Raw genomic sequence first — 13177 nt, 5'->3', positions numbered from 1 at the left:
TGAAAAATAAAATGCCCGCACGAGTGGCGGGCAGAAAGTCTTAGCGGTTGGAGATGTACAGAGTCACTTCCAGGCCCAGACGCAGGTCAACAAATTCAGGTTTTTTCCACATAACTTTCTTCCTCAAAACAAATAACGCAGAGCAGGCTCTGCTGGAAATGCTTGCACCAGGAAACGAATTTTCTGGCAACAAGGCACGACGCGGGCTGATGTTGCGCCAATGTAACGGTCAGATCAACCCCGATTCGGTAAGGGAATTGTGCTAATCCTGCCAAATCTGTTGCAGGACTCGCTGCCAGTTACCCCAGGCAAACTGCTCAATCATGGTTTGATCATAGCTGAGCGAAGTGAGCAACGCATACAGACGCGGCAGCCCAGACACATCTTTCAATTCATCTGGCACACTGATGCCGTCAAAATCCGAACCAAATGCTACGTTTTCTGGCCCCATTATTTCAACTAAATGATCCAGATGTTTAACAATTTCGATCAATGGCGTATCACTATCGCGTTTGCCATCCGGCCGTAAGAAAGCGTTACCAAAATTAATCCCTACCACTCCGCCGCTGTCGCGAATGGCACGCAGTTGCTCGTCGGTAAGATTGCGCGGCTGCGCGCAACGCGCGTGTGCATTAGAATGGCTGGCCACCAGCGGCGCGTTTGAGAGCCGCGCGGTATCCCAAAATGCTTTCTCATTCATATGCGACACGTCAATCATCATGCGATGGCGATTAGCGGCAGCGATCAACTGCTCACCAGCCGTGGTGAGGCCCGCTCCGGTATCTGGCGAATGCGGGAAAGCGCCGTTTACCCCTTCACCGAAACGGTTAGGTAAATTCCAGAAAGGCCCGATACTGCGCACCCCAGCCTGATAGAAAGCATGCAAATCTTCGCCATCAGCATCGAATCCATCTGCCCCTTCAATATGCGCGACCATCGCCAGCACACCCTCGTGGCGACAGGCTGCAATATCCGCCGTCGTCAGGCATAAACGGGCGCGCCCGGCGGACTGTGCCGCCAGCGTTTTGAGGATATCGAGTTGTTGCCAGAGAATATCGAGCGGCTGCCACTGCTCGTTTGCACGTTGCGGCGCGACCTCATTGATGTAGCGCTGCGGCGGAACAAAGAGCGCAAAGAGTCCGCCGGCAAAACCGCCTTGCTGCATACGCGGAAAATCCAGATGCCCTTTCTCAATACCGGCAAAAAAAGCATTAGCGGGATCATCACGATGATGCAACCACAGGTTAAGCAGCAGGTCGTTATGACCATCGAAGGTTTTAAATAACATAGGGGGTCACACAGCGAGACAACATGGACGCTATGCTACTCGCCCCCAGCTTATTCGCCAAACCCAGGGGCACAAAGCGTTAGTTCTGTGCAACCTTTAAGCCATGATAAAAGGTAGGTTTGACGTCGAGGCGCTGCTTGATCAGCCCATATTTTTGATAAAAGTCGGCGGTGTCCTGCTGCTGCGCAATCGTGGCATCATCGATAGCTTGCCAATGCGACTTGCGCCGCGCAAAGGACTTCGCCGCGGCTTCTTTTGGGAAACCGATAATTTTCGCCAGCGTGGTGGAGTACGCATCAACATGGCTGTTCGCCCAGCGATCCGCCGCCGCAAGGCGATTAACGTAATCCTGCAGCGCCGCGCGTTTGGCCTCATCATTAAGGGCTGCATCGGTTGCCGCCAGGAAACTGTTACCGCTGGAAAGGCCCACGCCGTTGATCAACACGCGGCCCGTGTGTGTCACTTCCGCCAGTGCGGTGTAAGGATCCCAGGTTGACCAGGCATCGACCGATCCGTTGGCCAATGCAATGCGCGCATCGGCGGGTGTCAGGAAACGAAAGTTGACGTCCTTATCCGTCAAACCGGCCTTTTCCAGTGCTTTCAGCGCTTCAAAATGGCCGATAGAGCCACGCCCGGTGGCAATATTTTTTCCTTTGAGATCGGCCACGGTTTTGATCGTTGAATCCGGGCTCACCAATACCGCTAAGCCTTCAGGTACAGATTTACTTACCGCCACCGCTTTCACCTGCGAACCCGCCGCCAGCGAGAACAGCAGCGGCGCGTCACCGATAATACCCGCATCGACGGCGCCCGCATTCAGTGCCTCCGCCAGCGGTGCCGCTGCCGGGAACTCCGCCCATTCGATTTTATAATGGAGATTATTGAGCTGCTGCGCCGCTTCCATCTCGGCGTGCATATTGCCCTTCTGGTCGGCAATGCGCAGTGTGACGGTTTCCGCCGCAGCGGTTCCACTGGCAAGCATCACAAACAGGGCTAAAGCTGTTCTTTTCATTCTATTTTCTCTTCTGGCGCAAAACCCCAGACTACCCTGTTGTGCTAAAAGCCCAGATGCCGATTTCATCTGAGGAATATCATCCTGCGCATAAGCAGCACAACGCTTTTGTGCCGTCGATTCTCATCACCCTCCACATATGTTGTGAACGGTTGGGACAGAGAGGGTTCACAGAATGTGGGGCCTGGCTGTTGCGGCAACTTCACAACGATATGTCAGTTATGCAACGCGAGTTGTCAGTTATGCGTGAGCAGCGTGCGGCGATGTGGTCCAGACTGAGTATAGACCCATAAGGAGGACTTCATGCTCAACCACCCTGCAGAAAAATACCGCCCCTTCCCGGTGATCAATTTGCCCGACCGCCAGTGGCCATCGCGCCAGCTCACACAAGCACCGCGCTGGCTTTCCACCGATCTGCGCGACGGCAACCAGGCGCTGGCGACGCCATTGGACAGCGCGCGCAAGCTGGAATTCTGGCAGCTGCTACTGCGTTGTGGCTTCAAAGAGATTGAGGTGGCGTTTCCTGCCGCCTCGCAAACCGATTTCGACTTTGTACGGCTGCTGATTGAACAGCATCATATTCCGCAAGGCGTTGCGATTCAGGTGCTGACACAAGCTCGCAGCGATTTAATCGATCGTACCTTTGAAGCGTTGCGCGGCGCGCCGCAGGCGATTATTCACCTGTACAACGCCACGGCGCCGTTGTTCCGCGAGCGCGTATTCCGCCAGAGCAAGGCGGAGATCATTGAGCTGGCCTGCGCCGGTGCCCGGCAAATCCGCGCCCAATGTGAAGTACAAAGTGATACGGCCTGGACCTTCCAGTATTCGCCAGAAACGTTCTGCTTTACTGAACCGGAATTTGCACTGGAGATCTGTGAAGCGGTAGCGGCGATCTGGCAACCGGGTCCGGATCGCCCGATGATTATCAACCTGCCCGCTACGGTGGAAGTGAATACCCCGAACGTCTATGCGGATCAGATCGAGTATTTCTGCCGTCACTTTAGCCAGCGTTCACAGGTAGCGATTTGCGTGCATCCGCATAACGATCGCGGCACGGGCGTGGCCTGTGCCGAGCTGGCGATGCTGGCCGGTGCCGATCGCGTAGAAGGTTGCTTGTTTGGTAATGGTGAGCGTACCGGCAATGTCGATATTGTGACGCTGGCGCTGAATTTATATACCCAGGGCGTGGCCCCGGAACTCGATTTCAGCGATATCCAGCAGGTGCTGGAAGTGGTGACCCGTTGTAACCAATTGCCGGTTCATCCACGCCATCCGTATGCCGGTGAGTTGGTGTTTACCGCATTTTCGGGTTCGCATCAGGACGCGATTCGTAAAGGCTTTGCCGAGCGTAATGCGCGTCAGGAAGCCATCTGGCAAATGCCGTATTTGCCGCTCGATCCGGTCGATATCGGTTGCAGTTATGAAGCGGTGATTCGCGTCAACAGTCAGTCGGGTAAAGGCGGAGCTGCCTGGCTGCTGGAGCAAAACCATGGGCTGCAGTTACCGCGTGGGCTGCAGCAAGACTTCAGCCGTATTGTGCAGCAGCAGACGGATGATCACGGCCAGGAAATGACGCATCACGCACTGTGGCAACTGTTCTGCCAGCATTACGGCTTAACGCAGCCTTCGCGTCGGTTACTGGACGCGGAAAGCCACAGCGATGAGAAAGGTGAAACGCGATTTAAAGCGCGGCTGCAGGATGGCGGACAAACGCTGACGCTGGAGGGCAAAGGCAACGGGCTGCTGTCGGCGGCGGTAGCGGCACTGCGCCAGCGCTATGATCTGGCCATCAGCATTGAGGATTACCACGAGCATACGCTGGGTAAACGCAGTGACAGCCGCTCTGTCACCTACATTAGCTGTACCAATGCACGCGGCGAACGTGCCTGGGGTGTGGGCATCGATAATGATGTGACACGCGCCTCATTGCAGGCGTTACTCAACGCAGCCCACGCTTTTCTGCCGCAGGAAAGTAGTTCGCCGGCGTAACGCCAAGCACGCGTCGGAACATCGCACTAAAGGCGCTCGGGCTGTCATAGCCCAGTTCGAGCGCCACCGTTAACACCGTTTCACCCTGCGCCAGCCGCGCCAACGCCACGCTGAGGCGTGCGCGACGCACCCAGTCGCTGAACTGCAAGCCGGTTTCGCGGTTGAAATGGCGCGCCAGCGTGCGTTCAGCGACACAGAGTTCGCTGGCTGCTCTCGCGAGTGTCCAGCTTTCGCCCGGGCGCTGGTGAATTTGCTGGCACAGTGCGCGCAGCCTTTCACTCTCCGGCCACGGCAGGCCAAACGGCAGCACATCCATTACGCGAATTTCATCGAGAATCAATTCATAAATGCGTTCAGCGCGGCTGCCAGAGGCGTAAGCGTCCGGCAATGCCAGTGCACTGACGATCAGCTCACGCAGCAGCGGGGAAATCTGCACCACCTGACAGCTGGCAGGCAGATCCGCTCGTGCGAGCGGATCGACAAACAGCGTGCGTGCCGCCACGGCTCCGACTATGTGCAGTGCATGCCCGGTGCCCGCCGGTAACCACACGCCACGACTCGGCGGCACAATCCAACTACCCTGCCGGGTTTCGACTTTCACTACGCCGCTTAAGGTATGGATTAACTGTGCACAATCGTGGTGATGCCACGACTCAGCATCACCGTGCGCATAATCATGCGCATAAGGCACCAGCGGACGCTGGCTAAAATCGAAGTTGAGGCGCTGGCTCATTTAGCGCTTCAGGTATTGGTAAACCGCCGCCAGGTCTTGCTCGCCGTAACCGGCATCGACCGCCTGCTGCCAGACATCGACGATGTTCTCCAGCGCAGGCAGTTTGCTCTCACCCGCCGCATCCAGTGCCAGTTTGGCATCTTTCAATGCCCATACCAGGTGCATCTGCGGGGTGAAATCACCACTGGCGATCATACCCAGTTTCATTTTGGCGTAAGGTGCCGCCAGCGGGCCGCCATCCAGCACTTTCCACAGATCGTCGGTGCTGAATCCAAACTGCTCCGCCAGGCGTGTACTCTCCGCCAGACTTTGCATCAGGCCAATCAGCCAGCTGTTGACCACCAGTTTCATACGCGAGCTGGCACCCGCCTCACCCAGCCACTGTGTGCCTTTACCAATTGCCGCAAACACCTGCTCAGCGGCCTGCGCTTTGCTTTGATCGCCGCTGGCCATCACCAGAATCTGCGCATTTTCGGCAGGCGCTTTGGTACCGGAAACCGGGGCATCGATAAAGAGCACATCCGGACGTGCGTGTTGCAGATCGGCGATCAGCGCATCAGTAGCTTCCACGCCAATGGTGCCCATCTGGCAGACGGTCGCGCCCTGCTTCAATGCGCTGCTTGCTTCGGTCAGGGTCTGACGCGTGGTGTCGCCGTCAGACAGCATCGCGATCACCACATCGGCACCCTCTACGGCCTGCGCTGCGCTGTCGCTGAGTTGCAAACCGGCATCCAGCAAGTCTTCACCTTTCGCACGCGTGCGGTTCCAGCCGCGCACCACAAAATCTTTTTTCAGTAAGTTTGCGGCAAACGCATGCCCCATTGCACCCAAACCTAATACCGCCACGACGGGTTGCTGACTCATCTTGATTCCCTTTTATGCATTCAGACAAAACAGTGAGACTGACAGAAATTTCTGCGCGCAGCCAGGCGAGAGGTGCGCCGAAAGGCATTTTTAATCTCCCCCCCGACAAGATACAGGGTTAATCAGCATGCTTTTTAAACAGCGCTGGGCGCTACCTGGCAAAGAGGATCGGATAACAATTTACCGGGTTAATTTTATCATTGCGGCAAAGGCACCAGCATTCGTATTCATCGCTATTCGATTATTGGAAAAAGTTCGCATATGATAAATGGGAAACTAACACTCTATAAATAATTACCGATGACATCAGAAAACCAAAGCTTAAAAGTCACTCGAGAACGTGGAAGACCCCGCGTCTTCGATATGGACGACGTTTTAGATAAAGCAATGATAGTATTCAGAAAGAAAGGTTATCACGCTTCATCAATAGCCGACCTGGGCGAAGCCATGAGTTTAACGGCTGGCAGTATATATAAGGCGTTTACTGATAAGCGCACCCTCTTTTTGCGGGTATTTGAACGCTACATTGCCCTGCGTAATGCCGATTTACGTCAGCGGTTGCAACATTTCCCGGATGGCAGATCGCGGATTGAGGAATTACTGCAATTTTATTTAGACTCAGCGGTTGAGATTGAAGGGCGTAGAGGTTGTTTGGTTGTTGGGAGTACGGTTGAACTGCAAACGCTGGATGAAGAATTGTCAGAGTTAGTCAGGCAGGCCGTGATGCGCAATCAAAACTTTCTCGTTTCGCTTATTATTGAAGGCCAGAAGGACGGATCTATTTCCTCTCAACTGGATGCTGAAACTGCGGCAGGCTTACTGCTGTGCGTAGCATTCGGCATGCGTGTGGTGGGTAAAGTTCAGGATGTGACTAATGGGAAAAAAACCATTACTATGGTGATGAAGGTTCTGAACTAGTACATTTGCCATATTAGGAAATAATCATTTCCTAATTAAATTTAATCATAGCGCTCCACTGAACGCCTGTGATCCCTAAGAGGAATTGATATGTGCATCAATGATGCAGCGAAGAGTCACAGAACGGTTATGGACGAGAACATGACATCACCGATAGATATTTCAGAAGAGGAAGCCCTGGGGCGAATTGTGGGCGAAATTCTAAGCGCGGGAAAAACGCTCAGTCGTAAAACACTGTGTTTTGAATTGCTCAAAAAACTGGATGAGACTGAAGAATCATCAGTCAAAAAGCACTATTCAAATATTTTTAAAAAATTGTTGTCTTGTTAGCCTATAAATGAAAATCGCATCCGCTTGATTGCTTTTAATATCTCTATTTTGAGCAATCATCTGTTTTGTGTCGCCGACATCCTGCTTGTATTCGATAAAAACCTTGCGCCAATGCTTGCCGTTACGCTTATTCTTCTCGTTTCTGTATAAGAAACATCCCAATAATGGCTAAAACAAGGTAATAGGGAATAATCTGCTTTCCCCGGCGCAGAAAAAAAACAAAATCACATTCTCATCAGATAAGAATTAATTATGTGTTTAATCCATGATTAAGGCATGAGGATAATAAAAAATGAAAGACCCTATACAGCGCCGCATCCCGTCAAATTTGTCGCGCATTGAATTATCTGAACAGTGGCAAATCACTTACTGGACGCTCACTCTGCATACGACGCAGGAAAGACTTACCCGGGCAGTGCGAGAAGTAGGATCAGAGACCGAAGCGGTTCGCCGATGGCTCAGTGACCACCCTCCTGTCCGACAACCTAAGTCTCTTTAATAAGACCGACTCTCGCTATGACACTGACGAGATAGACGCGTAAGGACAAGGTGATCGCAGTTTCGCCAGCGTTATGGCTAATGAATCTACCAGGCGGCCGCTCAGTCGTTTATGTTGACCTTGTTCAGCCCATTGCCAGGAAAACAGCCGTGAGCCAACCGCCTATACGCTCCCAACGTCACAGCAACCTCCCTGCCCGAAATATGTCAGTCAAATAACAGCATTTATTTAATATAAAGCGTGAAAATGTAATACCATTTATCGACAAAACTATTAACATATGCGCGATTAATGTTCCGCTTGGTTCATTCCACGTCTTTTATACGGTCTTTCATAATGAAAATTGCTTTACTGCGACAGGCACCGTTGCTGATGCTGCCTGCATTATTCCCTTTGCAGCTGATGGCGGCGGATAATGCTAGCAATACCATGGTCGTCAGTGCCGCGCCTGCGGGCACCGGTTTGTCAGAGCTGGATACGCCCGCAGCGGTGAGTGTGGTGTCCGGTGACGATATGCGTCATGCGGCACCACGCGTCAACCTCTCGGAAAATCTCGCCAGCGTGCCGGGCATGCAGATTCAGAACCGCCAGAATTATGCGCAGGATTTACAAATTTCCGTGCGCGGATTTGGCTCGCGATCGACCTTCGGTCTGCGCGGTATCCGCCTGTATGTCGACGGCATTCCCGCCACGATGCCGGATGGTCAGGGACAAACCTCAAATATCGACATTGGTTCGATTGATCACGTTGAAGTACTGCGCGGCCCCTTCTCAGCCCTGTACGGCAACTCGTCGGGTGGTGTGATTAATGTCGAAACCCAAACCGGTCAGCAACCCACCACGCTGGAAGCCAGCACCTGGTACGGTAGCTATGGCAGCTGGCGCAACAGCGTCAAAGCCAGCGGGGCCACCGGCGATGGTACCCAGGCAGGCGATGTGAATTACACCGTGTCGGCTTCGCGCTTTACCACCCATGGCTATCGCGATCACAGCTCGGCACAGAAAAACCTCGGTAACGCCAAACTCGGGGTGCGCATTGATGATGTCAGCACCCTGACACTGCTGTTTAACAGCGTTCACGTGGATGCACAGGATCCCGGCGGTTTGACCGAAGCGCAGTGGAAAGATAACCCGCGTCAGGTTGCCAGCAACGTGACGCTCTACAACGCGCGTAAAACCGTCGACCAAACGCAGGCTGGGCTGCACTATCAGCGCCAGATGAGCGAGAACGACGATCTCAGCGTGATGATGTACGCCGGTGAGCGTGAAACCACACAGTATCAATCGATCCCCATGGCTACCCAGCAGAAAGCGGGCTATCCCGGCGGTGTGATCTCGCTGGCACGCCACTATCAGGGCATTGATACGCGCTGGACGCATCGCGATACGGTGTTCACCTTTCCTGTGACGCTGACTGCCGGTCTCGACTATGAAACCATGACCGAAAAGCGTAAAGGCTATCAGAACTTTACCACCAGCAACGGCGTGACGGACTATGGCGTACAGGGTGATATGCGCCGCAATGAACGCAACCTGATGTGGAACCTCGATCCTTATCTGCAAACAGCGTGGCAGTTCACCGATAAATGGTCACTGGATGCTGGGGTACGTTTGAGTACGGTGAATTTCGACTCCAACGATTATTACGTCACCTCAAGCGATCCCGATGACAGCGGTAATCGCCGTTATCATCGCTGGCTGCCAGTTGCCTCACTGAAATATGCGATTGATAATAGCTGGAATGCCTATGTGTCTGCGGGCCGTGGTTTTGAAACGCCTACGCTAAATGAGTTGTCTTACCGTTCAGCCGATCAGTCTGGTTTAAACCTCAATCTCCAGCCTGCCACCAGCGATACCGTTGAACTCGGGACCAAAAAACGTATTGGTAACGGTTTAATCACCGCAGCCGTGTTCCAGACCGATACCAAAAACGAGATCGTCTCTGACAGCAGCTATGAAGGCCGCACCAGCTACAAAAATGCCGGTGAAACCCGTCGTCGCGGACTGGAGCTGGCTCTGGATCAGGAGTTTGGCTATGACTGGCACCTGAAAGCGGCGTGGACTCTGCTGGATGCGCGCTATCGTTCCAACGCCTGCGGCACGGACAGCTGTGACGGCAACCGTATTCCAGGCATCGCACGTAATATGGCCTATGCCGGATTAGCCTATGCACCGGATCAAGGCTGGTATGCCGGCGGTGATGTGCGCTACATGAGCGACATTGCAGCGGACGATGAAAATGATGTCAAAGCCCCCTCTTATACCGTATTTGGCCTGAACTCGGGTTATAAGTGGCTGGTACAGAACTGGACGCTGGACTTGTTTGGTCGCGTAGATAACCTGTTCGACCGAACTTATGTGGGTTCTGTGATCGTCAATGAGAGCAACGGTCGCTATTACGAACCGGCGCCAGGGCGCAACTACAGCGTTGGCCTGACGGTGAGTTATGCGTTTCAGTAACTGATACCGCGCGCCTGTGAAAAAGCCCTGCAAGCATCTTCAGATTGCAGGGCTTTTTTTATGCCATTGAGACAATACGGGCGCGGTCAATGCAGGCCCATGGCAATGAAGATTACTTCAGCAGAGCCAGCACATCGGACGTTGAACCCGTTTCGCCTAGACGCGGGAAGATACGCTCAACGCTGTTTTGGTGGGTATCAGCGTTCAGACAGGTCATTGCATCTGTTGCCAGCGTGACGTTGTAACCCAGCTCGTAAGCCTGACGTGCAGTGGATTCCACACCAATGCTGGTGGCGATACCGCACACCACCACCTGAGTGATACCACGCTGCTGCAACTGATCGTGCAGATCCGTGTTGTGGAAACCACCCCAGGTCTTTTTCGTCACGGCAATTTCATCGGCTTTCAGCGCCATTTCCGGCACCAGCACAGCCCAGTCGGCTGGCAGTTCGCCACTGTGACGTGCCTGCTCGTTACGGCCTGGTGCGCCACCGGCGACATTCACTTTCACCACCGGCAGGTTTTTGTCATGAAACGCCTTAACCAGCTGTGCACAACGCTCAACCACATCATCGGCTGACAAAGGCGCAACAGGAAGACGGACAATGCCGTGCTGCAGGTCAATCACAATCAGGGCGGTTTTTGCGTCTAAGGTTGTTAAAGCCATGGGAATTCCTCTCAGGATTATTGGTCGGCGATACGTTGCAGTAAGGGAATAGCGGCCAGTAAAATTTTCTGCTCCGCACTATTGAGCGTGGTTGCCATGCTCTGGAGTAGCCAGTCATCACGCTTTGCACGATTGGCGGCGATCAGCGTCAGGCAGCTTTCCGTCGGCAGATAACGGGTTTTACGGCCATCCAGCGGATCGGCTTCCCCTTTCACTAATCCCTGCGCCTGCAAGCTGGCCACGGTCGCGCCCATCGACTGACTGCGCACGCCTTCTAACCCGGCCAGTTCTGTTACCGTCATCGCGCCATCGCGCACCAGATAACCCAACACAGAAACCTGTGGCCAGGTGAGATCGCCCGGTGGGGCCGATTCGCGCAGACGTCGCGCCAGTTTGCCATTCACGCTGCGTAGAGTTGCAGCCGCGCTATTCAGGTCGCTCATGGCACCTTCTCTCCTTACTGATGAAGCGCGAGTATATAAATACGAAGGCAAACTGTGTAGTTTACCTTCGTATCAATTTGTAATTGGCACTCAGGGCCGCTTGATATAATGAATCAAACTGTGAAAACGCAGCGGTGTGCTGAGGGGATTGCGATAACTGTGTGCGACATCCGCCGCAAACTGGTGCGCTTCGCCGCTTTGCAGACGACGCCAGGTGCCCTCCACGCAGAGCAGCAGTTCACCTTCCAGCACCACCACCTGCTCGATGACGCCATTTTCGTGCGCTGATGAATCGCTTTGCGCGCCACCGGCAAGCGTGACCTCCAGCAGATCAAAACGCAATGCCGCATCATACGGCAGCAGCGGCTTGACCTGCATTTGCGCATTGGGCTGGCTAAACGTCGCGGCGCTACCCGGCGGTTGATCGCTGCCCTGGACAAAAAACGAGAAAGGAACATTGAAACCGGTGGCGATTTTCCACAATGTCGCCACCGTCGGGCTGGATTCACCGCGTTCGATTTGGCCCAGCATCGCTTTGCTGACACCGGTGCGATCCGCTGCCAGTGTCAGGCTCCAGCCGTTCGCCTGGCGCAATTGTTTTAACGCCTGACTCAAATGTTGATGCAGATTTTCCATGATATCTCCTGGCAAATTCGCGCGCAGTGTAGCACTTGTGCGTTATAACACACTCGTGCAATAGTGTGCGCTATAACGCACAGCAGGATGCAATCCGATGATGACCGCCACTTCGCGCAACGCTTTCTCCTTCCCTATGCTGGTTTCCGGTTTTATTGCGGTGCTGGTGGGATACAGCAGCACTGCCGCATTGATTTTCCAGGCCGCTCAGGCCGCAGGCGCCTCGCCAGAACAGATCGGCGGCTGGCTGTCGATGCTCGGCATCGGCATGGGGCTCGCCTCTTTTGGTCTTTCGGTGTGGACACGCATGCCGATTCTGGCTGCCTGGTCGACGCCGGGCGCGGCACTGTTAGCCACCAGCGTGCAGGGCCTGACCTTGAATGAAGTGGTGGGCGTGTTTGTGGCGACCAATGCGCTGATCGTACTGAGTGGCGTGACCGGACTGTTTGCCCGCTTGATGAACCACATCCCGCAATCTTTGGCAGCGGCGATGCTGGTGGGGATTTTACTGCGCTTCGGGATCGGCACCTTCACCGGTTTACAAGGTAACTTTGCGCTGTGTGGCAGTATGTGTCTGGTGTGGCTGTTAAGCCGACGCTGGCTGCCGCGCTATGCCATCATTCTGGCCCTGATCGCCGGCGTGCTGGTGGCGGTGGGTCAACAGGCGATTCACTTCCCGCCGCATGCGCTGACGCTGAGCGTGCCGGAATTTATCATGCCGCAGTTTACGCTGGCCTCGCTGATTGGCGTGGGTTTGCCCTATTTCCTCGTCACCATGGCTTCACAAAATGCGCCGGGCATTGCGACCCTTCAGGCACATGGTTACCAACCGCCGGTTTCCGCTCTCACTGGCTGGACCGGCTTTATTGCGCTGGTCTTGTCTCCGTTTGGCGGTTTTTCGGTGTGCATTGCGGCCATTACCGCTGCCATTTGCATGGGAGACGATGTGGATGCCGATCCGAAACGACGCTGGATGGCCTCCGCGATTGCCGGGATTTTCTATCTGCTGACTGGCTTTACCGGCGCGCTGATCGCCATTCTGTTAAGTGCCTTGCCGCAGGTGCTGATCGCCACGCTGGCCGGTCTGGCGCTGCTGGCCACCCTCTCCGGCAGTCTGCAACGCGCCCTCGCCGAACCCGATCACCGTGACAGCGCTATCGTCGCCTTTTTGATCACCGCCAGTGGTATCTCACTGCTGGGTATTGGTTCTGCCTTCTGGGGATTAATTGGCGGGATGATCACCCATTTGGTCCTGAGCCAACGCGCACGCGCTTAAAATTTCAGCAACTCATGCCTACACGCGGGAAAAACACCCTGTTTTTCCCCCTTTATCAGCCG

At 54.4% G+C, this 13177-nt stretch carries 14 protein-coding genes; 6 read left to right on the top strand and 8 right to left on the bottom strand.

Annotated elements, in window-relative coordinates:
- Positions 1 to 40: 40 nt before the first annotated feature.
- The 3 genes from pqqA to VH86_RS04305 all read right to left on the bottom strand — a co-directional run bounded on the left by pqqA (position 41) and on the right by VH86_RS04305 (position 2300).
- Positions 41 to 112 (bottom strand): pyrroloquinoline quinone precursor peptide PqqA, encoded by a 72-nt coding sequence (pqqA, locus tag VH86_RS24910; RefSeq protein WP_010617686.1) that lies wholly within the window; start codon positions 110 to 112, stop codon positions 41 to 43.
- 150 nt (positions 113 to 262) lie between these two features.
- A complete protein-coding gene (locus VH86_RS04310; RefSeq protein ID WP_045832022.1) occupies positions 263 to 1288 on the bottom strand; it encodes a dipeptidase in 1026 nt (341 codons plus the stop codon).
- Positions 1289 to 1367: 79 nt separating this feature from the next.
- Positions 1368 to 2300 carry an ABC transporter substrate-binding protein gene (locus tag VH86_RS04305; protein WP_045832021.1) on the bottom strand — a complete coding sequence of 311 codons (933 nt, stop codon included), beginning with the start codon at positions 2298 to 2300 and terminating at the stop codon, positions 1368 to 1370.
- A 303-nt stretch (positions 2301 to 2603) separates the two neighbouring features.
- Here VH86_RS04305 and leuA point away from each other — a divergent pair, with 303 nt between their 5' ends.
- Positions 2604 to 4289 carry a 2-isopropylmalate synthase gene (leuA, locus tag VH86_RS04300; protein ID WP_045832020.1) on the top strand — a complete coding sequence of 562 codons (1686 nt, stop codon included), beginning with the start codon at positions 2604 to 2606 and terminating at the stop codon, positions 4287 to 4289.
- On the opposite strand, the gene VH86_RS04295 is transcribed toward leuA, so the two are convergent.
- Both VH86_RS04295 and VH86_RS04290 read right to left on the bottom strand, forming a co-directional pair.
- On the bottom strand, positions 4240 to 5022 hold the full coding sequence (locus VH86_RS04295) for a helix-turn-helix transcriptional regulator (RefSeq protein WP_038647157.1): 783 nt from the start codon (positions 5020 to 5022) through the stop codon (positions 4240 to 4242). The two genes, leuA and VH86_RS04295, sit on opposite strands and share 50 nt — an antisense overlap.
- Positions 5023 to 5886, bottom strand: a complete 864-nt coding sequence (locus VH86_RS04290) for an NAD(P)-dependent oxidoreductase (protein WP_038647159.1) — start codon at positions 5884 to 5886, stop codon at positions 5023 to 5025.
- A gap of 300 nt (positions 5887 to 6186) precedes the next feature.
- On the opposite strand from VH86_RS04290, the gene VH86_RS04285 reads away from it, so the two are divergent.
- The 4 genes from VH86_RS04285 to pqqU all read left to right on the top strand — a co-directional run bounded on the left by VH86_RS04285 (position 6187) and on the right by pqqU (position 10093).
- A complete protein-coding gene (locus VH86_RS04285) occupies positions 6187 to 6804 on the top strand; it encodes a TetR/AcrR family transcriptional regulator (protein WP_045832019.1) in 618 nt (205 codons plus the stop codon).
- A gap of 90 nt (positions 6805 to 6894) precedes the next feature.
- Entirely contained in the window at positions 6895 to 7134 is a 240-nt protein-coding gene (locus VH86_RS04280) for a biofilm development regulator YmgB/AriR family protein (RefSeq protein WP_052696540.1), read from the top strand.
- Between the two features lie 292 nt (positions 7135 to 7426).
- On the top strand, positions 7427 to 7633 hold the full coding sequence (locus VH86_RS24905) for a DUF3606 domain-containing protein (protein WP_072050573.1): 207 nt from the start codon (positions 7427 to 7429) through the stop codon (positions 7631 to 7633).
- A gap of 336 nt (positions 7634 to 7969) precedes the next feature.
- Positions 7970 to 10093 carry a TonB-dependent receptor PqqU gene (gene pqqU, locus VH86_RS04275; protein WP_197080190.1) on the top strand — a complete coding sequence of 708 codons (2124 nt, stop codon included), beginning with the start codon at positions 7970 to 7972 and terminating at the stop codon, positions 10091 to 10093.
- 112 nt (positions 10094 to 10205) lie between these two features.
- On the opposite strand, the gene VH86_RS04270 is transcribed toward pqqU, so the two are convergent.
- From VH86_RS04270 to VH86_RS04260, 3 genes are all read right to left on the bottom strand, one after another.
- On the bottom strand, positions 10206 to 10760 hold the full coding sequence (locus tag VH86_RS04270; protein ID WP_045832018.1) for an isochorismatase family protein: 555 nt from the start codon (positions 10758 to 10760) through the stop codon (positions 10206 to 10208).
- A gap of 17 nt (positions 10761 to 10777) precedes the next feature.
- Complete coding sequence (locus VH86_RS04265; protein ID WP_045832017.1) at positions 10778 to 11203, bottom strand: MarR family winged helix-turn-helix transcriptional regulator; 426 nt, start codon at positions 11201 to 11203, stop codon at positions 10778 to 10780.
- A gap of 90 nt (positions 11204 to 11293) precedes the next feature.
- Positions 11294 to 11839, bottom strand: coding sequence for a helix-turn-helix domain-containing protein (locus VH86_RS04260; RefSeq protein ID WP_038647169.1), 546 nt, complete (start codon positions 11837 to 11839; stop codon positions 11294 to 11296).
- A gap of 97 nt (positions 11840 to 11936) precedes the next feature.
- Between VH86_RS04260 and VH86_RS04255 the strand changes: the two genes are divergently transcribed.
- The gene (locus VH86_RS04255) at positions 11937 to 13115 is read left to right on the top strand and encodes a benzoate/H(+) symporter BenE family transporter (RefSeq protein WP_082082823.1); all 1179 of its coding nucleotides are present in this window, start codon (positions 11937 to 11939) and stop codon (positions 13113 to 13115) included.
- The last annotated feature ends 62 nt before the right edge of the window (positions 13116 to 13177 follow it).

Origin of the sequence: Pantoea sp. BL1, assembly GCF_000963985.1 — a bacterium.
In the GTDB taxonomy this organism is placed as follows: Bacteria; Pseudomonadota; Gammaproteobacteria; order Enterobacterales; family Enterobacteriaceae; genus Pantoea; species Pantoea rwandensis_B.
Note: the sequence above shows the minus strand (reverse complement) of the source record. Positions and strands in the feature narration are given on the sequence as shown.

Bases quoted from the DNA above. Each gene is read 5' to 3' on its own strand.
- VH86_RS04310 (WP_045832022.1), bottom strand. From the start codon at position 1,288: ATGTTATTTAAAACCTTCGATGGTCATAACGACCTGCTGCTTAACCTG.
- VH86_RS04305 (WP_045832021.1), bottom strand. From the start codon at position 2,300: ATGAAAAGAACAGCTTTAGCCCTGTTTGTGATGCTTGCCAGTGGAACC.
- leuA (WP_045832020.1), top strand. From the start codon at position 2,604: ATGCTCAACCACCCTGCAGAAAAATACCGCCCCTTCCCGGTGATCAAT.
- VH86_RS04295 (WP_038647157.1), bottom strand. From the start codon at position 5,022: ATGAGCCAGCGCCTCAACTTCGATTTTAGCCAGCGTCCGCTGGTGCCT.
- VH86_RS04290 (WP_038647159.1), bottom strand. From the start codon at position 5,886: ATGAGTCAGCAACCCGTCGTGGCGGTATTAGGTTTGGGTGCAATGGGG.
- VH86_RS04285 (WP_045832019.1), top strand. From the start codon at position 6,187: ATGACATCAGAAAACCAAAGCTTAAAAGTCACTCGAGAACGTGGAAGA.
- VH86_RS04280 (WP_052696540.1), top strand. From the start codon at position 6,895: ATGTGCATCAATGATGCAGCGAAGAGTCACAGAACGGTTATGGACGAG.
- VH86_RS24905 (WP_072050573.1), top strand. From the start codon at position 7,427: ATGAAAGACCCTATACAGCGCCGCATCCCGTCAAATTTGTCGCGCATT.
- pqqU (WP_197080190.1), top strand. From the start codon at position 7,970: ATGAAAATTGCTTTACTGCGACAGGCACCGTTGCTGATGCTGCCTGCA.
- VH86_RS04270 (WP_045832018.1), bottom strand. From the start codon at position 10,760: ATGGCTTTAACAACCTTAGACGCAAAAACCGCCCTGATTGTGATTGAC.
- VH86_RS04265 (WP_045832017.1), bottom strand. From the start codon at position 11,203: ATGAGCGACCTGAATAGCGCGGCTGCAACTCTACGCAGCGTGAATGGC.
- VH86_RS04260 (WP_038647169.1), bottom strand. From the start codon at position 11,839: ATGGAAAATCTGCATCAACATTTGAGTCAGGCGTTAAAACAATTGCGC.
- VH86_RS04255 (WP_082082823.1), top strand. From the start codon at position 11,937: ATGATGACCGCCACTTCGCGCAACGCTTTCTCCTTCCCTATGCTGGTT.